17 protein-coding genes and 3 pseudogenes are annotated in these 24,142 nt (G+C 70.0%); 6 read left to right on the forward strand and 14 right to left on the reverse strand.

Features of this window, described 5'->3' with window-relative positions:
• Window positions 1-120 precede the first annotated feature (120 nt).
• Window positions 121-263 (forward strand): annotated as a pseudogene (locus AB0L95_RS32850) (IS630 family transposase); the annotation flags it as partial.
• Between the two features lie 473 nt (window positions 264-736).
• On the opposite strand, the gene AB0L95_RS32855 reads toward AB0L95_RS32850, so the two are convergent.
• The 5 genes from AB0L95_RS32855 to AB0L95_RS32875 form a co-directional block, all read right to left on the reverse strand.
• Window positions 737-1,354: a malonic semialdehyde reductase gene (locus AB0L95_RS32855; protein ID WP_365168031.1), complete on the reverse strand. Its 618-nt coding sequence runs from the start codon at window positions 1,352-1,354 to the stop codon at window positions 737-739.
• 148 nt (window positions 1,355-1,502) lie between these two features.
• Complete coding sequence (locus tag AB0L95_RS32860; protein ID WP_365168034.1) at window positions 1,503-3,521, reverse strand: acetoacetate--CoA ligase; 2,019 nt, start codon at window positions 3,519-3,521, stop codon at window positions 1,503-1,505.
• The gene (locus tag AB0L95_RS32865; RefSeq protein WP_365168036.1) at window positions 3,518-5,164 is read right to left on the reverse strand and encodes a bifunctional 3-(3-hydroxy-phenyl)propionate/3-hydroxycinnamic acid hydroxylase; all 1,647 of its coding nucleotides are present in this window, start codon (window positions 5,162-5,164) and stop codon (window positions 3,518-3,520) included. The genes AB0L95_RS32860 and AB0L95_RS32865 overlap by 4 nt, the downstream gene beginning before the upstream one ends.
• Window positions 5,161-6,099 (reverse strand): fumarylacetoacetate hydrolase family protein, encoded by a 939-nt coding sequence (locus tag AB0L95_RS32870; RefSeq protein ID WP_365168039.1) that lies wholly within the window; start codon window positions 6,097-6,099, stop codon window positions 5,161-5,163. The genes AB0L95_RS32865 and AB0L95_RS32870 overlap by 4 nt, the downstream gene beginning before the upstream one ends.
• Complete coding sequence (locus AB0L95_RS32875; RefSeq protein ID WP_365168042.1) at window positions 6,096-7,241, reverse strand: VOC family protein; 1,146 nt, start codon at window positions 7,239-7,241, stop codon at window positions 6,096-6,098. Before AB0L95_RS32875 ends, AB0L95_RS32870 begins: the two co-directional genes overlap by 4 nt.
• A 138-nt stretch (window positions 7,242-7,379) precedes the next feature.
• On the opposite strand from AB0L95_RS32875, the gene AB0L95_RS32880 reads away from it, so the two are divergent.
• Window positions 7,380-8,015, forward strand: coding sequence for a TetR/AcrR family transcriptional regulator (locus tag AB0L95_RS32880; RefSeq protein WP_365168045.1), 636 nt, complete (start codon window positions 7,380-7,382; stop codon window positions 8,013-8,015).
• A gap of 23 nt (window positions 8,016-8,038) precedes the next feature.
• Here the strand turns inward: AB0L95_RS32880 and AB0L95_RS32885 are convergent, their stop codons facing one another.
• The 3 genes from AB0L95_RS32885 to AB0L95_RS32895 all read right to left on the reverse strand — a co-directional run bounded on the left by AB0L95_RS32885 (window position 8,039) and on the right by AB0L95_RS32895 (window position 14,007).
• Window positions 8,039-9,004, reverse strand: coding sequence for an amidohydrolase family protein (locus AB0L95_RS32885; protein WP_365168048.1), 966 nt, complete (start codon window positions 9,002-9,004; stop codon window positions 8,039-8,041).
• Between the two features lie 116 nt (window positions 9,005-9,120).
• Window positions 9,121-9,375, reverse strand: coding sequence for a hypothetical protein (locus AB0L95_RS32890; RefSeq protein ID WP_365168050.1), 255 nt, complete (start codon window positions 9,373-9,375; stop codon window positions 9,121-9,123).
• Between the two features lie 462 nt (window positions 9,376-9,837).
• Entirely contained in the window at window positions 9,838-14,007 is a 4,170-nt protein-coding gene (locus AB0L95_RS32895; RefSeq protein WP_365168053.1) for a PQQ-binding-like beta-propeller repeat protein, read from the reverse strand.
• A 200-nt stretch (window positions 14,008-14,207) separates the two neighbouring features.
• Between AB0L95_RS32895 and AB0L95_RS32900 the strand changes: the two genes are divergently transcribed.
• Both AB0L95_RS32900 and AB0L95_RS32905 read left to right on the forward strand, forming a co-directional pair.
• A complete protein-coding gene (locus tag AB0L95_RS32900) occupies window positions 14,208-15,182 on the forward strand; it encodes a helix-turn-helix domain-containing protein (RefSeq protein ID WP_365168056.1) in 975 nt (324 codons plus the stop codon).
• Window positions 15,183-15,415: 233 nt separating this feature from the next.
• Window positions 15,416-15,751, forward strand: a complete 336-nt coding sequence (locus tag AB0L95_RS32905) for a helix-turn-helix domain-containing protein (RefSeq protein WP_365168059.1) — start codon at window positions 15,416-15,418, stop codon at window positions 15,749-15,751.
• Window positions 15,752-15,933: 182 nt separating this feature from the next.
• Here AB0L95_RS32905 and AB0L95_RS32910 read toward each other — a convergent pair.
• Window positions 15,934-16,101, reverse strand: a pseudogene (locus AB0L95_RS32910) (alcohol dehydrogenase catalytic domain-containing protein); the annotation flags it as partial.
• A 93-nt stretch (window positions 16,102-16,194) separates the two neighbouring features.
• Window positions 16,195-19,407, reverse strand: a complete 3,213-nt coding sequence (locus AB0L95_RS32915) for a cytochrome P450 (protein WP_365168062.1) — start codon at window positions 19,405-19,407, stop codon at window positions 16,195-16,197.
• Window positions 19,408-19,648: 241 nt separating this feature from the next.
• On the opposite strand from AB0L95_RS32915, the gene AB0L95_RS32920 reads away from it, so the two are divergent.
• Window positions 19,649-20,266 carry a TetR/AcrR family transcriptional regulator gene (locus AB0L95_RS32920; protein WP_365168065.1) on the forward strand — a complete coding sequence of 206 codons (618 nt, stop codon included), beginning with the start codon at window positions 19,649-19,651 and terminating at the stop codon, window positions 20,264-20,266.
• Between the two features lie 510 nt (window positions 20,267-20,776).
• Here the strand turns inward: AB0L95_RS32920 and AB0L95_RS32925 are convergent.
• From AB0L95_RS32925 to AB0L95_RS32935, 3 genes are all read right to left on the reverse strand, one after another.
• Window positions 20,777-21,013: a hypothetical protein gene (locus AB0L95_RS32925; RefSeq protein WP_365168068.1), complete on the reverse strand. Its 237-nt coding sequence runs from the start codon at window positions 21,011-21,013 to the stop codon at window positions 20,777-20,779.
• Between the two features lie 261 nt (window positions 21,014-21,274).
• The gene (locus AB0L95_RS32930) at window positions 21,275-21,658 is read right to left on the reverse strand and encodes an SsgA family sporulation/cell division regulator (protein WP_365168071.1); all 384 of its coding nucleotides are present in this window, start codon (window positions 21,656-21,658) and stop codon (window positions 21,275-21,277) included.
• Between the two features lie 362 nt (window positions 21,659-22,020).
• Window positions 22,021-22,395, reverse strand: coding sequence for a hypothetical protein (locus AB0L95_RS32935; RefSeq protein WP_365168074.1), 375 nt, complete (start codon window positions 22,393-22,395; stop codon window positions 22,021-22,023).
• 274 nt (window positions 22,396-22,669) lie between these two features.
• Here AB0L95_RS32935 and AB0L95_RS32940 point away from each other — a divergent pair.
• A pseudogene (locus AB0L95_RS32940) lies at window positions 22,670-22,861 on the forward strand (glycoside hydrolase family 15 protein); the annotation flags it as partial.
• A 486-nt stretch (window positions 22,862-23,347) separates the two neighbouring features.
• Here AB0L95_RS32940 and AB0L95_RS32945 read toward each other — a convergent pair.
• Complete coding sequence (locus AB0L95_RS32945; protein ID WP_365168077.1) at window positions 23,348-23,983, reverse strand: TetR/AcrR family transcriptional regulator; 636 nt, start codon at window positions 23,981-23,983, stop codon at window positions 23,348-23,350.
• Window positions 23,984-24,142: the final 159 nt, after the last annotated feature.

The raw sequence follows: 24,142 nt of genomic DNA on the forward strand, positions 1-24,142 counted from the left end.
ATGTCTTCAGTTGAGGACAAGTAGTGTCCCACCCGTGCGGACCTTGACTGCCGGGTGGTCCCAGCTCGGCACCGGTGTACATGCCGGATATTGCATCCGTGCTGGTCGATGCGCTGCGGCGACGAAAATTCCCGGGTGCGGGCCCTGGACCGGTCGCAGCCCGTGCTGCCGATGACTACCTGCGTCATGGCGTCACCAGCCTGTTCGCCGCATTCAACATCGCCGACGGCACCGTCATCAGCCAGTTGCACCGCCGCCACCGCGCCATCGAGTGTCCCAGGACGTGTGCCATACGCGCTGGGGCTGGGAGAACGACGTCGAGCCCGGAACCTTCCTGGCCGGGCGGGACGCAGTCGTGAGAGTAAGGGCAGCGAATGCCACCGCCGCAAAGGGCATCCGGCCGGCGCAGCATGAGAAGTTGCACCCGCCTCATTGGCAGGGGCCACTCCTCACCGCTCGATTTGGGTCTCGGGTTGGACCGCCGGTTGAAAAGAAGGATCGGATCCCCAGGATGAATCCCAGCTCGGTCCGCACGCTCGGCCAGGTCCGCCCGCCCGACCAGAACGGGCACTCGATCCCCCGCTACCCGGCGATCCTTAGGCACCCAGTACGTACGCCAACCCGGCACGCATCCACCCCTGCTCGATCCGCTTCAACACGTCGATCCAACAGGGACTACGCCGCCCGTTCGCGGAAGCTCGGACTTCGGGTCCCGCGCAACCAGGCGGCGGTACCGTCAGGCCCAGGCGACGGCGTCCTCGAGGGGCACGCGGGGCAGCCGCGGGAACCACGGGTCGACACCGGGGTGACCGATGTTCACCACCAGATGCGAACGCCAGCTGGTGCCGACGAAGAACTCCTTGTCCACTGCGGCCTTGTCGAAGCCTGCCATGGGACCGGCCGCGAGACCGGCGGCGCGCACCGCGAGCAGGAAGACCCCGGTCTGCAGTGCCGAGTTGTAGGCGGCGAGGGTCTCGCGCGTCTCAGTCTGACCGGCGAACGCCGCTCGCAGCATGTCGCCGCGGGCCGGGAAGACTGTCGGCATCTGCTCGTGGAAGTCGACGTCGTACGCCAGGACCGCCACGGCCGGCGCACTGAGCGTCTTGGCCTTGTTGCCCTCGTCGAGATGCTGGACCAGTCGCTCCTTGCCCTCGCGGGTGCGCACGAAGAGCACACGCAGAGGCTGGCTGTTTGCGGCGCTCGGCGACCAGCGGGCGAGGGCCCAGATCATGGCGAGTTCGTCGTCGGTGACGGCCGTTGCCGCGAAGGTGTTGGCGGTGCGGGCTTCGGTGAACAGCAGCTTTCGCTCGGCGTCATCGAGGACATCGAGGGTCTGCGGTTCACGGTCGGTCATGCTCACGGTTTCTCTCTTACGTGGGTGTGCGGATGGTGTGATGCCGGGGCGGGTTCTCCGCCCCGGCACCACTCGGCCGGACAGGGTTTGCGGAGCCGAGGACGGGCTCCCGGTGCTGTCATCTGGGCCTGTGGGCCCACGGCCGAGGTCATGTGCGGGGTGTTGACTGCTTGCTCCGCTCCGCGCCCAGGCGGGCGTAGTAGGAGACCAGGTCGGGGTTGTCGAGTGCTGCGGGGTTGAGGACCTGCTCGGCGGGGGCTCCCTGGAGGAGTCGTTTGACGGGGACTTCGAGTTTTTTGCCGGTCTTCGTGTGCGGGATGGCGGGGACGGCGAGGATCTCGTCGGGGACGTGGCGGGGTGAGGCGCCGGTGCGGATCGCGTCGCGGATCCGGTCGCGCAGGGCATCATCGAGGCTCACGCCGGGCGCGGGGACGACGAACAGGGGCATCCAGTAGCCGCCGTCGGGTTCCTCCGCTCCGATGACGAGGGCCTCGGTGATCTCGGGGAGGCGTTCGACGATGTCGTGGATGTCGGCGCTGCCCAGGCGGACACCGTTGCGGTTGAGGGTGGCGTCGGAGCGGCCGTGGACGATCACCGAGCCGTGGGAGGTGTGCGTGATCCAGTCGCCGTGCCGCCACACTCCCGGGTGGGCGGCGAAGTAGGCGTCGCGGTACCGGCTGCCGTCGGGGTCGTTCCAGAAGTGCAGCGGCATCGAGGGCATGGGCCGGGTGACGACCAGTTCGCCGACCTCGTCGCGGACCGGGGTGCCGTGCTCGTCGTAGGCGGCCAGTGCCACGCCCAGGTTGGGGGCGGACAGCTCCCCGGCCCAGACGGGGGTCGTGGGTGCGCTGCCGGCGAAGCCGGAGACGACGTCCGTGCCGCCGCTGGTGGAGGCGAGCTGAACGCCCGCGCCCACGTGGTCGCGGACCCAGGGGTAGGCGGAGGCGGGCAGAGCGGAGCCGGTGCAGCCGATCACGCGGACGGCCGACAGGTCGTGCACGGCAGGTTCGATGCCGCCTTTGGCCATGGCCAGCAGGTACTGGGGGCTGGTGCCGAAGACGGTGACCTTGTGGCGGGCCGCCAGCTCCCACAGGATGTCCGGGCGCGCCTGCGGTGCGGGGCTGCCGTCGTAGGTGCAGGTGGCGGCCCCGGTCAGGAGAGTGGAGACGACCAGGTTCCACATCATCCAGTGGGTGGTGGTGTACCACAACAGGCGGTCCCCGACGCCCAGATCACAGTGCAGGGCGAGGATTTTGAGGTGTTCGAGCAGGATTCCGCCGTGCCCGTGGACGATGCCCTTGGGCAGGCCGGTGGTGCCGGAGGAGAAGACGACCCACAAAGGGTGGTCGAACGGGACCGGGGTGATGGTGAGGTACTCGACGCGGGTGGCCGCGTCCTGCCAGGGAACCGTCAGCGCGAAGTGGCCGTCCTCGGGCCATGCGAGGCCCACGTGGTCCACGAGAACCGTGCCCTTCAAGGAGGGCAGGGCAGCAGCCAGTTCAACCGAAGCGGCGCGGCGGTCATGGGTGGTGCCGTTGAAGAGGTAGCCGTCCGCGGTGATGAGCACCGCCGGTTCGAGCTGGGCGAAGCGGTCGGCGGCGGCCTTGGGCGCGTAGTCCTGGCCGCACACCGACCACACCGCGCCCAGGCTGGCGGTGGCGAGGAAGGCGATGACGGCGTGGGGGGTGTTGGGCAGGTAGCCCGCCACCCGGTCGCCCTGTCCGACGCCCAGGTCACGCAGAGTGGCAGCGACCGAGGCCACCTGGGCGCGCAGTTGCCGGCCCGTGATCTCGTTGCCGGCTCCGGTCTCGTCCAGCGCGATGATCGCGGGAGCGTCCGGATGCAGGTTGCGCAGCGCGTGGTGGGCGTAGTTGAGGGTGGCGCCGGAAAACCAGCGGGCGCCGGGCATGGTCTCCTCGGCCAGCACCTGTTCGTACGGAGTGGTTGCATCGATGGCGAAGTACTCCCACACCGCGGCCCAGAACCCTTCCAGGTCGGTGACGGACCAGCGGTACAGGGCCTGGTAGTCGGTGGGGCCGGGGATGTCTTCGGCGCCCTGGTGCCGGGCGGCCCAGCGTGCGAAGTCCGCGATCCGGCTGCCGGCAGCTGCGTGCGGGTCGGGGGTGAAGAAGGGTGCCGGATGCGGCGTGGGATGCGGGGCGGTCATGGTGTGGTGCTCCTCGGCGGGGAAACGAGCCGGGCATCGGCGGTACCGCGGCCCGCGTGCAGCAGGGAGGCCCAGGTGGCGGTGCCCGTGAAGTCGCTGGTGCCGGCGGGGACGGTGTCCATCACGACGCGGTCGGGGCGCAGCAAGACGGCGTCTGCCCGGCCGCGTGCCAGCCAGGCGGCCAGGGTGCCGCCGTCGCCGAGGCCGCCGGCATGGAAGGTGGGTGCGCCCAGTGCCGTGGCCACGGCCGTCACCTGGGGGGTGGGCGGCGCGGTGGTCAGGACGGCGAAGGAGGTTCCGAGGACGTCATCGAGGCGCATTCGTCTGCCGTTGCGCTCAATCCAAGGCTGCGGGCAGAAGGTGCCGGCCAGTACACGGCCGGTCAGCCGGGGGCGGCGCCGTATGAGCGGGCCGGCGGTCAGGGCGGGGCTGAGGTCTCCGCTCACCGCCGCGGTCACGCCCGGGATGCGACAGGCCGCGCCCACGACGGCCCGGCGGAGCGCGGCGCCGCGGTCCTGTCCGCCGGTCATGGCCCAGCCGACGGCGACCGCGACGCGGATCACGTGGCGGGCGTGCGGCTTGCGCTCGTGCTCGTAGGTGTCCAGCAGCGCGTCGTGCGCGCCCTGTTGGAGGACACGGGCGAGTTTCCAGGTGAGGTTGTGGGCGTCGCGCAGGCCTGCGCACAGGCCTTGCCCGATGAAGGGCGGGGTGAGGTGGGCGGCGTCGCCGAGCAGGAAGACGCGTCCTCGGCGCCACCGGTCGGCGAGGCGGGCGCGGAAGGTGTACTGCGCCTGCCGGATCACCTCGAACTCATCATCCGGCGAGGCATCGGACGACGGGCCCACCCAGGGGGCGACCAGCTCACGAAGGCGCTCCCGCCCTCCCGGGCCGTCCAGGGACTCGCCGTCGGCCAGCCGGAACTCCCAGCGGTAGCGGTCCTCGCTGACACGCATGAACGTGGCCGGCTGAGTGGGACAGCAGATCTGCTCGGCGCCTTCCCAGGTGCGCACCGGAAGAGTGGTGCGCACGTCGATGACCCGCCAGCTCTCTTCGAAGTGCAGGTCCTCCCATACGGCGCCGATGGCGTCGCGGGTGAGGCTGCCCGCGCCGTCGCAGCCGAGGACGGCATCGGCCCACAGGTGCTCCTCCTCGTCGCTGCCGCCGCGGCGGAAGGTGACCCGGACCGGGCCCGCCGAACCGTCCGATCCGTCGGTGTCCCCTGTGCCGGACTGCGTGACGGACACGACCTCCACCCCGCCCCAGAGCTCGGACTCCGGGCGGCGGGCCAGGGCGGCGCGCAGCAGGCGTTCCAGCTCGGGTTGGTCGAACATGCTGGTCTGCGGGAAGCCGTGGTGTCCTTGCAGGGAGCGCGGGAACTCGGTGATCACGCGGTGCTGGGCGTTCAGCAGTCGCAGCCCGCGCGCCGGGCGGGCGAGGGCGGCGAACTCCTCGTGGATGCCGACGCTCTGCAGGATCCGGCGGACCTCGTCGTCCACGACGACGGCGCGCGGCAGGGAGTAGACGTCCTGGTGGCGTTCCAGGAGCAGGCTGCGCACTCCGTGCCGGGCGAGCAGGAGGGCGGCCGTGACGCCCACGGGTCCCGCACCGATGATCACCACCGGTCTCCGGGATGCGGACCTCATGGGGCGTCCGTCACGGCGGTGCGCTGCTCGCCGAGGTCGATCCGCCCGTCCGGGGTGGCGATCGTGGCGGTGATGAGGTCACCGTTGCGCAGGTAGAGGGGGTTCTTGGCCTGGCCCTTGAAGAACGCTTTCCACTTCAGCGCGGGCGGCAGCAGCGCACTGATCTTCGCGACCGGCTTGGGCGGGGCCTTCAGGGCCGTGCCGCCGGGCGTGCCGGTCAGCAGCAGGTCGCCCGCATCGAGGGTCTGGAAGCGGGCGAGCAGGGTGAGCGCCTGCGCGGGCCGTACGATCATGTCGGCGAGCGTGCGGTCCTGGCGCGGGACGCCGTTGACCGACAGGCGCAGCCGCAGGTCGAGCAGATGCGCGAACTCCCCGGGCTCCAGCAGGGCCAGGTACGGCCCCGTCGGCGTGAAGGTCGGATAGGACTTGCTCTCGTAGAACTGGGTCTTGGTCAGCTGGACGTCGCGGGCGCTGACGTCGTTGGTCAGGACGAGGCCGGCGACGTAGCGCGGCAGGTCCTGCTCCTCGACGACGGTGCCCACGGGCAGGGGGGCACCCAGGACGAGACCGAGTTCGACTTCGTAGTCGAGGAACTTCACATGTGCGGGGCGCACGACCGCGTCGTGCGGTCCGCTGACCGAACCGGAGGCCTTGCGGAAGAAGGTGGGCGGGATGTCACCGGTGAAGCCCGAATCGCGGGCGTGGCTGCGGTAGTTGACCATCTGGGCGACCACCCGGCAGGGGGTGGTGACCGGAGGCAGGGCCACCAGGTCGGCGACGGGCGTGCCGCTTTCCGCGGAGGCGGCGGCCTCGCGGACCGCGTCCCGGTCGGCGAGCAGCTCAGCGGTGGTGGCAGCCTTGGTCTCGATGCGGACGGCGCGGTCGTCCCGGACGACCCACCAGCCGTCGGCGGTGCGCAAAACGTTGGTGCTCATGCGGACATCGCTTTCATCAGGCCCAGCAGGCGTGCAGGGTCGAGTTCGTTGTCGCCGCGCAGGGCCGTCATGACCTCGCGGAGCTTGGCGGGAGAGGGGTTGGCGCCCAGGAAGTCGCGGGTGACCGGCGGGCCCCACTGGGCCAGGCCGCTCGCCGACATCGGCGCCCATCCGGGTTCGAGGTCGCAGGAGAACAGGTCGCCGTCGGCGAAGTGCTCCAGCATGAAGTGGTCGGGGTCGCGCCAGTAGTCGAAGAGCTGGCTGCCCTGGATGTGCCGCCCGATGCCCCAGCTGCGCTTGTAGCCACGCTCGGCCAGGTACTCCCCGCCGGCGGCGATCGCGTCCAGGTCGGTGACCTGGTAGGCCGAGTGGACATAGCCGGTACCGGGCCCCAGGTGCAGGGCCAGCGTGTGGTGGTCGACCGCCACGCTCCCCTGGTCGCACCGGATGAACGCCATCGTCGGCCCGCGCTCGCGCTGCCCGTCCAGGAACAGGAAGTCGGACACGATCAGCCCGAGGGTGTCCAGATACCAGTCCAGGGTGCGGGCGAACACCCGTGTCTCCAGCACCACATGGCCAAGGCGCTGGATACGGGACGGCTCGCGGGGCGGACGCTGGGTGGCGTTCGTACGGCGAAATTCGGTGCCGGTGTTGAGGACCAGCGGTGGCTGCTCAGGCAGCGCGGACAGCTGTTGGGCGCAGTACACGACCCGGACCGGGAGGCCCGAGGGATCGAGCATCGTGACTGACTGCCCGCCACCGGGTACGTCGATGTCCTGGACGGTGCTGCCGGTGGCGCGGGCAAGCCGGTCGAGATCGGCCCGCTCGGCCGCGCGGAACGCCGGCCCGATGAAGCGGGACGCACGCCCGCGGCGGATGACCATGCACGGTGAACCCCCGAACGTGCCGCGCAGCCACAGCTCCCGCTCGGTGCGGGCGGCGATCGCAAACCCGAAGTCGCGCGCGAAGACCTCGGCCCGGTCCAGGTCCGGTTTCTCGAACTCCAGCCAGGCCAGGTCGGCCACCTTGATCACGGGATTGTGGGCACGTCCGGGGTGCTCGCCGCGCAAGGCGCCCAGCTCGCTGTGAAGGTCTTGGTGGGGCGTCTGGGGAGCGGCCCCGTTAACAGGGGTGTGGGACATGGTGTCCTCCAAGCAACACTGCCGTAATGAGGAAATCATCAACTTTGGCGTTCCTCATCGTCAATAGGACGAGGCCAAAGAGTTGAGGATTTCATCAGTAATGGAAGACTCATCGCTACGGTTGTTACACTCGCCCGTATGCCGACGTCAGCCCTGCCCAAGAACCGCTTCGAGCGGCGCCGCGCCGAGACCCGCCAGGCACTCGTCCGCGCGGCCCGGCAGATCCTCGCGGAGACCGGGGACACCAGCGCCAGCATCCAGGCCATCGCCGAGCGCGCGGACGTGGGTTTCGGCTCCTTCTACAACCACTTCGAGTCCAAGACGGAGCTGTTCGACGCCGCAGTGACGGACGCCCTGGACGAGTTCGGGCAGGTGATCGACGAGCGCGTACAAGGCATCGAGGACCCGGCCGAACTCGTCGCCGCGGGCTTCCGGCTCACCGCCCGGATGACCGACTCCCACCCGGAACTCATGCGGATCCTGCGCGACCGCGGTCTGGCCTACATCCACTCCGACCGCGGACTCGCCCCGCGAGCCCTGCGCGACCTGGAGATCGGCATCGCCTCGGGCCGCTTCACCTGCAGCAACGCGACCACCGCCCTGTCCGCCCTGGGCGGCACCCTGATGTCCCTGGTGGCGCTGCGGCTGGACCGGCCCGACCTCGACGGGGACGAGGCCGCCTCCGACCTCGCCGAAATGGTCCTGCGCATGCTCGGCGTCCCCCCGGACGACGCCCATGAGGTCACCCGGCACCCGCTGCCGGACCTCGGCTGACAGCACAGCGGGCACAGCCCCAGCTACGCGCCGCAAAGCCCCGGTAGCAGCTTGGCGGCATTCTTATGGGTGAGCCGCCGCCAGGTGGCGTCGTCCGGTTGCTCGGCGGCGTCCACAGACGCGATCTGCGCGAAGGCCCCTGCGGCCGGGGTCCAGCAGTAGTCACTCCCGTACAGCAGCCGATCGCTGCCGAAAGCCCGGACGAGCGCCGGGACCTGGTGCGGAAACGGGGTTCCGGCCATGTCGAACCAGAGGCGCCGCAATTGCTGCTGGACCGTTGGCCCGTCGCCGGTGCCGCTACCGAAGGCGGTGCGGAAGAGCTCCATGCGGTCGGCGAGCAACGGCAGGGTGCCACCACAGTGGGTGATGATCCATTGGATACGGGGATACCGCCGGAGAACTCCGGCGAAGACCAGGTCGGCGACCGCGCGAGTGGAGTCGAAGAGGAACTCCAGCATCGGGCGAGGCCGGCCCAGCGACACAGCCTCATGAGAGGGCGGAGAGGTCGGGTGGACGAAGACCACGGCCTCCCGGCAGTCGAGTTCCCTCCAGAGCGGCTCGAAGCGCGGATCACCCAGGTAGATTCCGCCGGCATTCGTCTCGATGGCGACGCCATGACTGCCGAGACGGTCCAGGGCGTGGGCGAGTTCGGCCAGGGAGCCGTCCACGTCGGGCAGAGGAAGGGAGGCGAAGTGTCCGAAGCGGTCCGGGTGAGTACGCACCACGTCGGCCGCGAACTCGTTGACCGCGCGGGTCAACCCGCGCGCGGCCCGGTCGTTGCCGAAGTGGGTGCCCGGGGAGGAGATGGACAGCACGCTGCTGCGGATACCGGCGGAGTCCATGAGGTCGAGATGGCCGGACACCGACCAGGTCGGAAAATTCCGCATGCCGTCGGGTCGCAGGATCCCGGCTGCTTCAGCCGCCTGCACGTAGGCGGGAGTCACGAAGTGGGCGTGAACGTCGACCAGATGGTCCACTGAGTCGGTCACGGGGGCTGATCCTCCAATGGTCGGGCGGCGATCTGCCGGAAAGCCGGGTTGCGCCTGAGTCGAAGCGTCCCAGTGCCAAGGCGGGACACATCAAGCCGGTGACCCTGGTGGTGCGCCTACCGCTTCGGGACCAGTTCGTCCGGAATCCCGAGCGCCTCAGCAAGGAGCGGGGTGACCCTTTCCGGGACCTGGGCGATGGCGTAATGCCCCTCACCGGGAATGATGCGCACGGTGGCGCCGGGGATCGCCTCGGCCAGAGCCTCGGCATGCAAGTCCAAGTCGATGAAGTGGACGAGTGTGCCGTCAGGCGCCTCTACGAATGCTCCCGGTTCCGAGCTCGACATCATCTGACCCTTGTTCTCGTTCGGCATGTGCGAGGACGCCCACCCTTCCATACATCGTATGGAAGCATGTCTGAGTATTACTACAACGCATGGAAATGTCGAGAGGCCTCTACCGGGGCGATCCACCAGGGCGCGTATCGAGTCACGCTCAATCAGCCCTGATCCGTCTCCCTGGACAGGGTGAGCAGATGATGCAGATGCTCCCGTCCTTGACCACGGAGGCGGCGGCACTGTCCGTAGTCGGAGCCAGGCTCCGCCGGTACGAGATGGGCACGGCCCTGGTCGGGGCAGGGGTGGACGCGACCGTCGTCATCCTCGAGCCCGGAGACAGCCCGGGGGTCAGTGGCGTACAGGACTCCACCAAGGTGCTCCTGCGCGGGGACGCGGTCCCGGCGCTCCACCCGCGGTTCGAATTCCGGGCTGCCTGGCCCATACAAGCATTTCGCCCCGCCGCACAGCGGCGGGGCGAAGCATTGCTCCCCTGGATGGCTACTTCATAGCCGCCAGGGCCGCGTCGACGCCCGTGATGGGCGAGCCGAGGCCGGTGACGGTGTCGTATCCGGGGCCGGCCGTGCACTCCGCGCCGCAGGGGCCGTTGGAGCCGGAGGTGATGTCCCGCAGGGAGGTGCTGCCGAGCGCGTAGACGTCGGTGTGCGCAGTGTCGCCGTCCGGGCCGGCCGCGGCCAGGTGCGGCTTGCCGGCGGCGGCCCGGAGCTGGTCGGCCGAGGCGATGATCGCACCCCAGACCGGGGCGGACAGGCTGGTGCCGCCCACCTTGAACCACACCGAATGGGTGGCGCCACCGTAGGTCATGGTCAGGTAGACCGGCACGCCGGTGGCGGGATCGGCCACGAAGCTGACGTCCGGCGTGGCCCGCAGCGGCGAGGACTGCACGCCGTCCTGGTAGGCCGGGCGCGGCTCGAAGTAGCTCAGCCCGCCGCCGGTGGAACTCCACGCCGTCTCGTCAACGGTGTTGCCGTCGGCGTCCAGTCGGAGGCTGGTGCCGCCGATGGCCAGGGCGTAGGGGTTGGTGGCGGAATAGCTGCCGGGGTAGCCGAAGTCTCCGGTGGACTGGACGCAGACCGCGTCGGCCAGCTTGCAGTGGCTGTCGTAGAAAGCCTCCTCGGAGAACTCGCCGGCGCCCCAGCTGTTGCTGACCGCAGCCGGGTGCAGTGCCGCGGCCGCGTCGTCGGCCCGGGACAGCGCGGCCATGCCCGGGTCCTTCGCCTCGACCAGGACGACCTTGGCGTGCGGGGCCACCGAGTGCGCCCACTCGATGTCCAGCGCCGCCTCCTCGTTCCAGCCGGTGTCCGCCTCGGGCTGGGTGCCGTCCGCGTAGACCTGCTGGAAGTCGAAGCAGTCCTTGCCCGAACCCACCGTGTCGCAGGTGGGCGGCAGGTTGAAGTGCGCGGAGAAGTGGTTCAGGTCCTCCTTCGCCGTCGGGTAGTGGTAGGCGTCGACGATCGCGATCGTCTGGCCCGTTCCGTCGCCCTTGAGGCCCAGCCGTGCCTGGATCTGCTGCGGGGTGTAGCCGGGGGCGGCCTCCTTGGCGTTGTCCTGGCCCACGCTCAGCTTCGTGGCCGCCGGAGTCTTCTTCTGGATCTCGATCGGGACCGACGCGGTGCCGATCGGCATGGCGAGGTCCTTGAGCGGGCTCGCGCTGCGCATCCGGTCGCCCTGGACCTGACCGGCCTTGGGGGCGGCGGCCTGCGGGGCCGCGGTCGACGTGTCGCCGTTCGGAGGGGTCGGGATCCGGGTGGGCTCGTCCTCGGAAAGCTTGTACGTGGTCAGGCCGTGCGGGAAGTAGTCGATGTCGTTGACGGCGTTACCGATCGACTGCGCCGAGATGTTCAGGGCCCGCCAGTCGAGCGCGAGACCGATCATGTCGTCGCCCGGGCCGTCGCCCAGCGCCGCTGTTTCCACCTGGCTCGCCCCCAGGGCGAAGTCCGTCGCGCTCTCGCGGAGGAACCCGTCGTTGTCCGCGAAGGGTGTGTCGTAGGACCACAGGTTCTGGTAGGCGCCGACGAACGCCTCGGTTCCGCCGACGGACCTGGCGAACACTCCGGAGTGGAAGCCGAGGAAGGTGGGCACGTCGTAGGGCTCGCCGCCGTCCGCCGGGTACACGTAGTCGTTGAACTCGCGCATCTCGACCAGGCCGGTCTTCTTGGACGCGACGAAGCCCTGCGACGCTCCGGGGCTGTCGTAGTTCTTGATCACCGCGCCGGTGCGCGCGTCGAGGACCTGGACCAGGTGCTGGTAGGTCGTGAGATCGCCGGTGTACGCGAAGGCGACACCATGCCCGTCGGCGCCCGGGATGTTCGGGTCGGCCAGGGCGGGGTTGGTCGGCACGATCGCAACGGCACCGGAATCGGCCGGGGTCTCGGTCCAGTTCGGGATGCCGGTGGCGGCGTCCAGGCTGACCGCCGTCGGCGCCGGATCGGTGGCCTGCGTGGGCAGGCCGATGCCGTGGTGCGTGCCGCCGTACTCGAAGAAGAGGTGTCCGGCGCCGTCCGTGGTGACGCTGGAGAAGACCAGGCTCTTGCCCGCCGTGTCCTTCGGCTGGTACGTCCACAGCTTCTTGCCCTGCGCGGTGTACGCGGTCAGGCTGCTGCCCGGGACGACGATCTCGGAGCCGCCGCGGCCGTCGCCCACGACCGTGAGCGAGGCGACATAGCCGCCGGTGTGCACGTTCGCGCGTACCTCGCCGCTGTGCCTGTCCAGTACGGCGAAGCCGTGGTCGGTCGCGGCCACCACGGAGTCGCCGGCCGCGTCCTTGCCGGGGTCCGGCAGGAGGCGCAGAGCGTGCACCGAGCTGTCGACGGTGGCCCGCCACAGGACGGTCGGCGCCGCCTTCTTCAGGGTCCTGCCGTCGAGGGCGAAGACACCGCGGCTCTGGCCGGCGACGACCAGGTCCCTGGTCCCGTCCCGGTTCACGTCCGTGGCGACGGCCGCGTAGGGGTCGCCGGCCAGGGGCATGGCGTGCGACGTACCGCTGCGGGGGTTGACCGTGTAGGCGGTGTCGTCGTAGCCGACGGTGAGGAGTCCGCCCTGGTACGGGGTGAGCGTGTCGCCGGAGACGGCGCCGTCCTGCCGCCAGTCGAGGTGACCGCTCGCGGCGTTCAGTCCGATGAGCTGGGTGTGCTCGGGACCTGCGGGGGTGGCGGCGGTGGCGGTCTTCGGGTCGGACAGCGAGGCGAACACCTCGCTGCCCTTGGCGTCGGAGGACAGCTCCATGGTCGGGGCGTTCGGCCCGCCGATCGTGGAGGCCGTGGTGTACGACCAGAGGGTGTGGCCCTGAGCGTCCCAGCCGGAGATGGTGCTCTGACCGTCGGACATGTCGGCGTCGATGCCGAGCTCCGCGACAGCGAACCGGGGTCGGCCGTCCTTCGCGTTCGGCAGGACGTGGAAGGCCTCCGGCACGGTGCCCTCACGTGAGGCGAGCACCGCACGCTCGCCGCTGTGCGCGTCGATCGCCGTCAGGTCCCAGCGCACCTTGTCGAAGGGGTCGTTCTGCTCGACCACCAGAACGCGGTCCGCGCCCGGGTCCTTGACCAGCATGCGCGGGTAGCCGGGGGTCTTGGTGTGCGCCGCGACGGTGCCGTCGGAGGTCTTGAGCACCAGCACGTTGCCGTCCGCCGGGCGCGGGCTTCCCAGGTCCATCGGGGTGTCGGACCACGACGCGGCGATCCGGCCGCTTCCCATCGACGCCAGATCGCCCCAGTAGGCCCACGGCGCGTGCGTCGAGTAGGTCCAGTCGGCGATCCCGGTGAGCTTGCCGTCACCGGCGTGGCCGAAGCTGTAGGCAGTCAGATTGCTGCGGCTGTCGCCCTGTTCGGCCACCGGATCGCCGCCCCAGTCCGGGCCGACCGTGTTGGCGACGATCAGCTTGCCGTCCTGGAACAGCATGGTGCCGACGTAGCCGGGAACCAGCTTGCTCCACGCCGTCTTTCCGGTACGGCCGTCCAGGACGGTGACGAAGGTGCCGTAGTCCACCTTCGAACCGGGCGAGGAGAACGGCCGGAACGGCCAGTCGCCCACCGCATAGGCGACGGCGACGTCCTGGACACCGTCGCCGTTGAAGTCGCCCGTCACATACGGCTGCTTGCCGGTGGCCGACATCTGGTACGGGTTGTAGCCGACATAGAGGTTCGGCAGATACGGGTAGGGCTGGAACCAGTTGCCGGGAGTCACCTGCCAGTCCTTGTACAAGGAGGTGGTTCCGCGGGTCCACACCTGCTTGCCCTGGGCGTCGTACCGGGCGACGGTGCCGCCGCTGAAGACGCCCACCCAGTCCTTGGTGCCGCCGAGCGCCACGCCCTCGGCGAAGCCTCGCGCGGTCTCCCACTGGCCGGTTCGCTTGAAGCCCGGAGCGGTGGACGCAGTGTCCGATCGCTCCTGCGAGCCTGCCGTCGCCTTCGGCGCAGTGTCCGGCAACGCCGGCGCGGCAGCGGCGGGACCCTCCTGGGCGGCGACCTGCCCGGGCGTGCCGTCGATCCGTGGCTGGTAACGCTTGCTCAGCTGCTCGATCGCGCCGGCGGTCAGCCGGACGTTCTTCGCGCCCTGCGGAGGGCCTGCCTGAGCCGGCGGTGTGACCAGCAGGCCGGCGGCCAGCCCCAGCACGGTGGCGACCATGCCGGAGCGTATGCCCTTGCTACTCATTCTCAAGTGACCACGCGCCTCTCGTTGGGACAAGGGCGGTTGCGTTGCGGGAAGCACTGGTGAACCGCCCTGTAGGGGATGCCGGTACTGTGCCAGCGCACCCGTCTCATCGGGTGCGCAATGGCTGGCCGACACCGGTCAGCGGCCGGTAGCGGCCATACGCCGCCTATGGCCGGGAAACACAGGAGGGAGGCGAGCTGGTGCTGGAACCCCTGGGTCTCGACGATCCGACCGAGCGCACCTACCGCCACCTACTGGCCTCGCCGCCACTCACCGCCACCGAACTGGCCAGACATCAGTCCTGCAGCACGGCACAGGCGCGCCGCATGCTGGACGAACTGGTCGCAGCGGGCCTCGCGGTGCCCTCGGCAGTGCGGCCCACCCGCTACGCCCCGCTGGATCCGCGCATCGGCCTGGCCGCCCTGATCCGCACGCGCCGTCTGGAGCTGGAGCGCGCGGAGGCCGCGCTGGACGCCTACGGTGCCGAGTTCAACGAGCGCAAGCTGAGCTCCGATCCGAGCCGACTGGTCGAGATCATCGAGGGGCCGACCGCGATCACCGACTGGCTCACCGAGCTGATGGCGGGCGCCGAGCACGAGGTCCTGTGCTTCGACACCCCGCCGTATCTCACGGCTGACGCGAATGCGTTGCAGGCCGAGGAGGACCTGCTGGCCCGTGGGGTGCGGGCACGGGCGATCTACTCGAGCCAGGTGCTGGCCATCCCCGAGCGCGCGGAACTGCTCCAGCACCTCGTGCTCCTCGGGGAACAGGCCCGGGTGCTGCCCCATGTGCCGCTGAAGCTGCTGGTCTTCGACCGCCGCGACGCCATCGTTCCGCTCACCGCCGGCGCCGACGGCCTGCGCAGTACCGCCGCCCTGGTCCACCCGTCACCGCTGTGCGACGCCCTCGTCGAGCTCTTCGAGGCCAGCTGGCAGCAGGCCACCCCCGTGTTCGGCAGCGAGGCCCGGGAGACGGAAGAGCAGCCCGACCTCAGCGAGGCCGACCGTGCTCTGCTCCACCTGCTCCACGCCGGGCTGAAGGACGAGACCATAGCCCGCCAACTCAACCTCAGCGAACGCACCCTGCGCCGCCGGATCACCGACCTGACCTCCCGCCTCGGAGCGACGAGCCGATTCCAGGCGGGCGCACAGGCGGCGCGCCGCGGATGGCTCTGAACCTCTCCTCGCCTTCGAGGAGATGCTCACCTGCGCCCGGCACACCTGGATGAGGATCCGCCCGCCTACCGGCAGAACGTTATGTGATCGGCTGGCCGCGCCACCTGCCCGTCCACCAGTGAGGCCCGTCGTAGGTCATGGCGTCGTCAGGATCGCAGCAGAGATCGCGGCACCTTGATGCTGCGTGAGCGCAGCCATTCGCCGAGTGCCGCCCGCATCGCACGGTCGACCGAGTGATCGGGATCCTCGAAGCCGCGGCTTTGAGCCCGCGGGGAGTGACGCTGGCTGAGCTGGCAGCCGCCCTGGACGCGGCGAAGAGCTCCGTTCAGGAGCTGACCAACGGGCTTCTCGCCCGCGGCTACCTCATCGAGGGTGAGCGCCCGTTCCACCTCGGACCAGGGCCCTTCGTCCTCGCTGCTCGCGCGAACAAGCCGGCCGCGCTGTCACTCGATCACCCACCAGTTCCCGGCCGGGCTCAGCAAGGTCCTCCGCTGCACCGTACTCGTCGGGGTGCGCGTCGGCGACGCCCTCGTGCGCCGACCATGCCGGTGAGGAGTCACCCGGCCTGACGTTCGTCGCGCGCACCCACGCCCGTCGTCCCCTCTTCGCCGACCGTCCACACAGCCGTGGGCGCCGGTGCTCCCTCAAGCACCGGCGCCCACTCACCCCTGCCCAGGGTGGCTTGCCGTCCTGCTGACAGGCGTCAGGGGACGAGGATGAGGCGGATCGGGTCGCCGATCTTGGAGGTGGCGAACAGCGGGACGAGGGAGCCGTCGATCAGGTGGACGTCCGACAGGCAGACCCCGGCGGCCTTGACCTCGATGAGGACCTCGCCCGGGCCCGGTACGGGGACGGGGACCTCTTCCACGGCGAACCTCCTTGTGTCCAGGTCGAAGCGTCCGGCGAGCATGGCGTCCATCGTGATCATCTGCCTTTCATGGCAGTCGGGTCAGTGAAGGCCGGGGGCGTGCGGCACGGCCAGGTGCGCCGCACGCCCCCGACGTCAGGGGTGTCAGGCGAAGACGTCCTGCTGGTAGCGCTCGTCGGCTTCGAGCCGGGTGAGCCACTGCTGGGCGGCCTCGTCGTCGCTGCCGGTCCGCTCGCGGTAGATCGCGGCGAGCGCCTCGCGGACGGCGGGGGCCATGCGGCGGCCGTCACCGCAGACGTAGACGTACGCGCCGTCCTGGATGGCCTGCCAGACCGTGTCGGCGGCATTGGCGATGGCGTTCTGCACGAACCGGGCCGGGTGGCCGGTCACCGCGGAGAAGGCGGTGTGCACCTGGGCGATCCCGGCCTGCTCCCAGTCCTGCATCTCCTGCCGGTAGAAGTAGTCGTGCTCGGGGTGGCGGCAGCCGACGAACACCTGCGACAGGCCCGCCTGCGTGCCGTTCGCGTGCTGGTGGGCACGCTCCTCCAGGAAGCCGCGCAGCGGCGCGATGCCGGTACCGGGGCCGATCAGGATCAGCGGCGTGGCCGGGTCGGCGGGCGGGGCGAAGGCCGGGGAGGGCACACGGACGTAGCCGTAGACGACGTCACCGGGCTCGAGGCCGGCGATGTAGGAGGAGCAGGTGCCGCGGTAGTGGCCGTCGCCGGACAGGGCCGGGCCTTCCAGCAGGCCGACGGTCAGGCGGACGTGGCGCGGGCTGGCCAGCGGGGCGGAGGAGATGGAGTAGAAGCGCGGGCGGATCGGGCCCGTCATCTCCAGGAACACCGCCAGCGGGAGCTCGACCGCCGGGAAGCGCTCCAGCAGGCCCAGCACCGAGATGCGCTTGCCGAGGATCTCGCTGCGGTAGCGCTCCTCGGCCTCCCCGGTCTCGGCCGTATACGCCTGCAGCTGCGGCCGGGTCCAGGGGCACCGGGTGTACTCGGCGAGCGTCTGGATCTGGGAGCGGGTGGCCACGTCCTGCAGCTCCAGGAACTCGCTGAGCAGCAGGCCGGCGGTGACCGGGGTGCCCACCGGCAGGTGGGTGCGGCCGCCGGCCGGCTGGTTCAGGCGCAGGACCTGGTCGCGGTCGACGCCGAGGCGGGCGAGGGCGCGGTCGACCAGCGCGGGCCCGTTCTTGGCGAAGACGGCCAGGTGGTTGCCGGTGTCGTAGGTGACACCCTCGGGGAGTTCGATGGTGATGGACTTCGCCGACGGGCGCGGCGGCTCGATCTGGAAGTCCCACAGGCCGGTCGCGTCGGCCACGAGCTCCTCGTTGGCCACCACCGTCAGCGGGTAGGCCTGCTCGGAGACGATCGCGGGGCGCACGTCCGCCTCGGTGAGCAGCTGGACCTGGTAGCGCGGGCCGCTGGCCTGGGAGGTGTCGGCGGCGTACTCCTCGGCCAGGGTGGTCCACAGGGTGTTCATCCAGCGACTGGCCATGCCGTCGAAGTCACCGGCGGCGTCCGCGATGCCGCGCTCGATGACGGGGGTGGCACCGGCGGCCAGCAGGCCTTCCCCGATCCGCTTGGGGAAGGCCTGGTAGGTGGCCACCCACTGGGTGTTGCCGGCGCCCAGCAGCGCGAACCGCACGTCCGACAGCGAGCCGGCGGGCAGTCCGGCGGCCAGCAGGTCGTCGAAACGCTGCGCGTTGTCGGGGGCCTTGCCGTTGTAGCTGGAAGCCACGACGACGAGCAGGCCCTCGGTGGGCAGGTTGTCACCCAGCTCGTCCAGGCCGACCAGGGTGGTGCCGAACCCGGAGCGCTCGCCGCGGTCGGCGATGGTGCGCGCCAGGTCCTCGCACGAGCCCAGGCTCGAGCCGTAGGCCACGGTGAGGTTCACCCCGACACCGCTGACCGCGGCCTGCGCCTGCGTGTCCTCGGTCTGCAGGTCCGCGGCGCCGAACACGGTCCGCTCGTGCTCCTGACGACGGCGGACGATCAGCTCGAAGTCGCCGGGCTTGCGCGTCAGCGCCTCCCGCACGTCCATCTTGTAGTCGACCGTGTCGGAGAACTTGAACTTCTGCAGCGCCAGCGCCAGCGCCAGGCGGGCCTCGGTGAGCGCGAACTGCCGGCCGATGCAGGCACGGCGGCCGTTGCCGAACGGCTTGTAAGCGTGCGGGTGGTGCTGGGGGCGGTTCTCCGGCAGCCACCGGTCGATGTCGAACTCATCCGGCCGCTCCCACGCCTTGGGATGGGTGTGCAGCGGACCCATCAGCAGGACCGTTTTCGTGCCCTGCTTCAGCTGGTAGCGGCCGCCGATGACGGTGTCCTCCAGCGGGGACTTCATGATCTGCGGGATCGGAGCCCACAGGCGCAGGGTCTCTTCGAGGATGCGCGGGATGACATCCAGTTTCATGATCGTGTCGTAGTCCGGGACGGTGTCGCCGGGCATCAGGCGGTCCACCTCGGCGTAGGCCTGGGCCAGGACGTGCGGATTGCGCATCAGCGAGTACGTGGCGAACGACAGCAGACCACTGGTGGTCTCGTGACCGGCGATCAGGAACGTCACCACCTGGTCACGGACGTTGGCGTCGTCCAGCGGCCTGCCGGTCTCCGGGTCGGTGGCCTGCAGCATCAGACCCAGCAGGTCCTCCTCACCGCTGCTCCTCCCCTGGCGGCGCTCCTTGATCACGCTCTCGACCAGATCCCGCATCAGCTGGATGTTCTCGCGGTACTTCTTGTCATCCGCCTTGCGCATCCTGGTCATCATCGGCAGCTCCTGCGAGCGCCGCATCGACTCGATCAGCGCCTCCAGCAGCGCGTTGAGGAAGGGGTGCAGCTCCTCCTTGGCGAAGGAGTCGAACCGGTAGCCGAACCCCGACAGGGCGATGGTGTCCAGGGTGAGCCGGGTGTAGTCGTCCGTGATGTTGACGGGCTGACCCTGCCTGTGCTCCCACTTGCCCACCAGATTCCGGGCGATCTCCAGCATCTGCCCGAAGTAGCTCTTCATGGCCCGCTGGCTGAAGGCCGGCATGAGGATGCGGTGCGCCATACCCCAGACCTCTTCGTCGTCGGCGGCCGTGAACAGGCCCGCGCCGGTGTAGTCCCGGACATGGGTCAGCGGCGCGAAGATCGGCTTACCGAAACGGGTCTCGTCGCAGACCTCGGTGATCAGGTCCGGGTCGTAGACGAAGACGTTCTCCTGGCCGGCGATGTCCAGGCTGAAGATGCCCTCTGGGAACTGCTGGGACAGCCCGGCGATGTACGCGGCGGGGTTGGTGTCGGGGATCTGCGGCGTGTTGCCGAGGAGGGGGACCCCGCGCGGGGACCGAATGGGGCGAAGGCCGTTCGCGGTGGTCATGGCTTGCTCCTTGGTGTGAGGGATGGGCAAGGGCACCGGTGGGTGCTGCGATGCGCCACAGAAACATACGCCGTATGGAATTGATACCATACGGCGTACGGAAGGTCGAGCGCCCCTCCAGACCGACGGCGCGACTCCCCCGCCCGCCGCAATCGGGCTCCTTCCGTACGCTGCACGGGCTGGTACCGTACGCGGTATGGAAAAGGTGAGGCGCCCCCCGCGCGGGACGCGAAAGAGAGACGTGCCTCTGACCGAGGCCGGGATCTATGCCGCCGCCCTGCAGCTCATCGACGCGGACGGGGTCGAGGCGCTCACCATGCGCAAACTCGCCACCGTGCTGGACGCCAACCCGATGTCGCTGTACCACCACGTGCCCAACAAGGACGCCCTGCTGCGCGGCGTGGCGAGAATGGTCGGCGCCCAGTTCCGCACCGTGACGCTGCAGGACGCCCCCTGGCAGGAGCGCATCCGCCTACTCGCCACGGATTTCCGCACCCTGGCGCACCGCCACCCCAACCTCATGGCCTACTCCTTCGGCCAGCCGGACTTCATCCAGCCCGAAGACCCCTTCTGGGCCGCGCTCACCGCGATACTGGAGGCCGCCGGGGTCCCGCACTCACAGATCCCGCAGGTCGCCGCCGTCATGTGCGCCGTCGTCATCGGCGTCCTCACCGCCGAACTCAACGGCGCACTCCACCAGTGGTCGAACCTCACGCCCACCACCACTGCCGCCGAAGACGGACCCACGGGTGCAGGCCCCGACGAGGACCACATGTTCCGCATGGTGCTGGACACACTCATCTCGGGCCTGGAAAACCGGCTCACCACCGATACCGACGGCCAGGGCACCGGCCGTTGAGCCCGCGGCCCCAGGACGCGGGCGGCCTGAGGCGGCCCGCGGCCGGGCGAGCACAGACTGCGGGCGCACAAGGAGGCACCGCCATCTGCTCCACCGTTCACCCGAGAGCAAGCGCGCCAGAGGCGGGCATGGCCCCGTTGACGCAGGCCTGAGTCCGTCGCTCCCCCGGTGGACCAGACCTCACCGCGTGCCGGAGGGGCCGCTTCGCCCTGCCCCCGGGGAGGGTCTGCCGCAATCCCGCGCCGGCTGACGGACATGGTCTGCCGGGGGCCGGGGAAAGAGGTACGAGGCTCGCACCGCAGGAAGCCGCGGGCGCCGCGCAGGTCAGTACGCACTGTGCGCCGCACCCGAGTCCAAGCGGACGTCCGGCGCGCCGGGGAATCGTTGTCGGCGCGGCGGTCGGCACGGAGGCGTCCCATCCCTCGCGTTCGACGATCAGGACACCGAGCTCGTAACGGCTGACTGCATCTGATCCTGCACGGTGGCACACGCTTGCAGGATCGGAGGCGGTCAGCTCGAGAGCACGCCGTTTCGTCGCCTGGTGATCAGATCGTGGATGAATGACCCGTGCACGGAGCCATCGCCGCCGGTGATCAGCGAGGTGTGAGCGATGGCGGCGGCCGGGCGAACAGGCGGATCGCGGTTTCGGCCGCAGCCTTCCCTCATCACGGCGTGCCCGGTTGCCAATGCCTGCTGAGCCAACTCGCGGCCCAGGAAGCCACTGCCGCCTACGATCAGGATGTTCATGATCCGCCACGGGCGCTGTGTTTCGTCACGTCATCGGGCTGCCGGCCAGCTCCGACGCATCAAGCGTTCAAGGGCCGATGGAAGCACTCAATCACGCAACCGGACGGCGCCCGGTCATCGCCGGCGGAATCGTTGGCCGTTGAGTCCGCCACTGGCCCATCGCCCGGGTGCTGTGAAAGGCCGTGTCGGGATCCTCCGTCCGGCGCAGCGGACGAGGGAGCGTGCGACCGATGTATTCCGCAAGGGAAGTTGGGGCTTGTCTCAGCGTTCCGCGAGCAGGTTCGCCAGTTCGACGGGCCAGTCGATGTGTGCGGACTCGGTGCCCTGCGGCACCAGATCCTGCGTGTTCCCCAGGAATGTTTTGACGTCCTGCACGGAAGCCTCGAGCAAGGCGGTGCCCGCGGAAGACCGGAGGGAGATGTACATCGTCTGGTCACCACGGCACACGGCCGACCAGATCCGGATGTCCCCGTCGCCTGCGGGACCTCTGAGGCCGTCGACCAGAAGATCACGTCCCAGGACCCATTCAACCGGATCGTCACCGTCGACGAAGAAGACGGCGCGGACGACATACGGGTCAGCGGGCTCGTACCGCAGGCGCATGCATATGGGCAGCGAGTAGCAGCGCGAGATAACGAGCTGCACGGCTACACCTTGCACGACGTTCTTCAAAGACTCCATCGACTTTCACTCCAGGAGGTCTCTGTCTTGGCTGGCCCGCTTCGCTGGGCCAGCAGCGAAGAGGCAACGAAGGGAGAGGGTTTAGGACAGGTCCCGGGCGCTTGACGGCATCGTCACACCGCCCGGTTGGCGGTGTCGCGGTAGCTGGGCGACGCGAGCCTGCGGCTCATGGCGGGTGTCCGCAGCGAGGGCCAGGCCCTCAGTCAGCCGGCCGCCTGGGAGCGGGTGAGGAGCGCTGATACCTGGATCACCGGTCGCGCCCCTGCCGCCGTCCGGCATCACAGCGAGGGCACGCCCCTGCACTAGCGGGCGCAGGCGCTTGGGTCTCACCGGTCACCGTGGATCCGGCCGTCGTGCTCGTAGCGGTTGCGGTCATGCCGGTACGAGCTGCCGGACTTCCAGTCGCAGCATCCCTTGCCGTCCCAGCGGCAGAAGCGGCCATCGCGACCGTGCCGGGTCGAGCCGGTGACGCGGTGGTCGCGGTGCCGGCCGCGGATGTCGTCCCAGGAGCAGCCCTGCTCGATCAGGTAGCCGACACCGTGGTCCCAGCGGTAGTCGGCCTTGGCGCCGGCGGCCGGGCGGTGGACGTGCGCGGACACAGGGGCCGCGGCCGAAGCGGTGCCCCCGGCACCCAGAACGGCGATACCGGCGACCGCCGCGCAGGAAGCAGCGGCAGCGATGCGCGTCGTGAGCTTCTTCATGGTCTTTCCTTCCCGGTCGGTGCGGTCTGCACCAACGGCTTGTGCCGGCGATGTGTGGCGCCTGGCGCGGTCCGAGCAAAGCTCCCATACGGCGTATGGAAGGACCTTGCCAGTATTACCATACGACGTATGGAAACGTCGAGGGGGAGCCGGCCCGCACGCCCCCGACGGTGTGCGCCGCGTTCACGGGCCTGCTGGCCGGCGAGACGACCGGGACACCGCAGAGGCTGGGCCGCGCCGCCCCGGACCTGGCCGCACCCGACGGACAAGACCCGCCCTCACCCCCGCCGGGCGCCTGGACGAAGCCCGCCTGGCCTTTGAGGGGAGGCTCACCCACGTCAACCGTCTCGGCCTGTGCACCGAGGAGATCAGCCGCGCCGGAGAGGAGATGGGCAGCCTCCCGCGGGCTTTCACCCGCCCCGCCCTCATCAGCGCCGCGTTCAACCTCGGCCACGCTTGGGGCTGACAGTTGCCGTCGGCGCCCCTGGAGCAATCGCCGTGCGCGCGTGCAGGGTCTCCCCCACAGCCCCAAGGGCGGCCGTAACGTCATCGTCAGCGCGTCGCCGGGCGGGCTGCGGGCCGCGCAGAGGCCGCACAAGGAGGTTGCGCCGGCCCGCTGGCCCTGGCCGGGGGCGCATCCCGTCTCCCACGACAGGCCGCGCTGCCCCATCAGGCGCCGCTCGGCCCGGCGGCAGCGGACACCACTGGCCTGCCGATGCGCTGGCACGGGGCGCGGAGCGGCGGTTCGGTGCCTGCCGGCGGACCGGGCCCTGCCGAGGTGCGTCCGGCTGCCGATCGCCACCGGAACCCGGACGCGGCCCTGGGTCAACCTGGAGGAGGCCGCCCCGGGTGGGGCGTTTTCATCCTGCGCACGCGCGAGGAGGCCGCGGGGCCGGCTCAGGAGGACTGCGAGCCGGCACACCATGACGGCAGGCAGGGGGCGTGACGCTCTTCATGGCGGATCGGGAAGGGGACGTCGGGCGAGGGTACGGGCCTCATCCGGGGAGAGGCCGAGCATGTGCAGGAGCGACTCGGCCATTTTGCCTGCGGCGCGGTCGCTGTCGGCTTCGGGCCGCTTCAGCCACAGTTCCAGGAGCGCCAGCAGGCTGCCGTTCAGCACGGTCAGGACGATGAAGGGCTCGACCACGGTGAATCGGCCCGAGGCCATGCCCTGCTCCACGTCGCGCTTCGCACGGGGAGCCAGCCCGTGACCGGCACATATGCGACTCAGCTCGCTGTGGCAAAGGACCCGCATGATCTCCGGGTGCGACTCGGCCAGGCGTGCGCCGAGCCGCACGCCCCCGGCAAGGCGCTCGGCGGGGTCGTCAAGGCCGTGCAGGCGTTTGTCGACGGCCTGGGCGTACTCCTCCAGTGCATCCGCCACGGCCGCGTCGAAAAGATCTGGTTTGCCCGTGAAGTGGTTGTAGAAGGAGCCGAAGCCTACGTCCGCGCGCTCCGCGATGGCGCGAATGCTGGCACTGGTGCCGCCGGGTTCGGCCAGGATCGTCCGCGCGGCGCGGACGAGCGCCTGCCGGGTGTCGGCCCGGCGGCGTTCGAATCGGTTCATGGACGGGGCCGTCATGGACACCCCTCCTGACAAAAGCACCATTTGTGATGAATTCATCATCACACCTGAGGCCTCAACCGTCCACCCCGGACGCCGCCCCCTCGCGACTCCGCAGCCACGCGGGGGAGCAGCCCCCGGCCGGAGCGGGAAGCCCACCCATTCACGCCATCCCACCACATC

Source organism: Streptomyces sp. NPDC052036 (assembly GCF_040680495.1).
Taxonomy (GTDB): Bacteria; Actinomycetota; Actinomycetes; order Streptomycetales; family Streptomycetaceae; genus Streptomyces.

Excerpts from the sequence above, each read along its gene's own strand:
- AB0L95_RS32935 (WP_365168074.1), bottom strand. The coding sequence starts at position 22,395 with ATGAAGAAGCTCACGACGCGCATCGCTGCCGCTGCTTCCTGCGCGGCG.
- AB0L95_RS32855 (WP_365168031.1), bottom strand. The coding sequence starts at position 1,354 with ATGACCGACCGTGAACCGCAGACCCTCGATGTCCTCGATGACGCCGAG.
- AB0L95_RS32865 (WP_365168036.1), bottom strand. The coding sequence starts at position 5,164 with ATGAGGTCCGCATCCCGGAGACCGGTGGTGATCATCGGTGCGGGACCC.
- AB0L95_RS32925 (WP_365168068.1), bottom strand. The coding sequence starts at position 21,013 with ATGAACATCCTGATCGTAGGCGGCAGTGGCTTCCTGGGCCGCGAGTTG.
- AB0L95_RS32875 (WP_365168042.1), bottom strand. The coding sequence starts at position 7,241 with ATGTCCCACACCCCTGTTAACGGGGCCGCTCCCCAGACGCCCCACCAA.
- AB0L95_RS32880 (WP_365168045.1), top strand. The coding sequence starts at position 7,380 with ATGCCGACGTCAGCCCTGCCCAAGAACCGCTTCGAGCGGCGCCGCGCC.
- AB0L95_RS32915 (WP_365168062.1), bottom strand. The coding sequence starts at position 19,407 with ATGACCACCGCGAACGGCCTTCGCCCCATTCGGTCCCCGCGCGGGGTC.
- AB0L95_RS32860 (WP_365168034.1), bottom strand. The coding sequence starts at position 3,521 with ATGACCGCCCCGCATCCCACGCCGCATCCGGCACCCTTCTTCACCCCC.
- AB0L95_RS32870 (WP_365168039.1), bottom strand. The coding sequence starts at position 6,099 with ATGAGCACCAACGTTTTGCGCACCGCCGACGGCTGGTGGGTCGTCCGG.
- AB0L95_RS32895 (WP_365168053.1), bottom strand. The coding sequence starts at position 14,007 with ATGAGTAGCAAGGGCATACGCTCCGGCATGGTCGCCACCGTGCTGGGG.
- AB0L95_RS32890 (WP_365168050.1), bottom strand. The coding sequence starts at position 9,375 with ATGCCGAACGAGAACAAGGGTCAGATGATGTCGAGCTCGGAACCGGGA.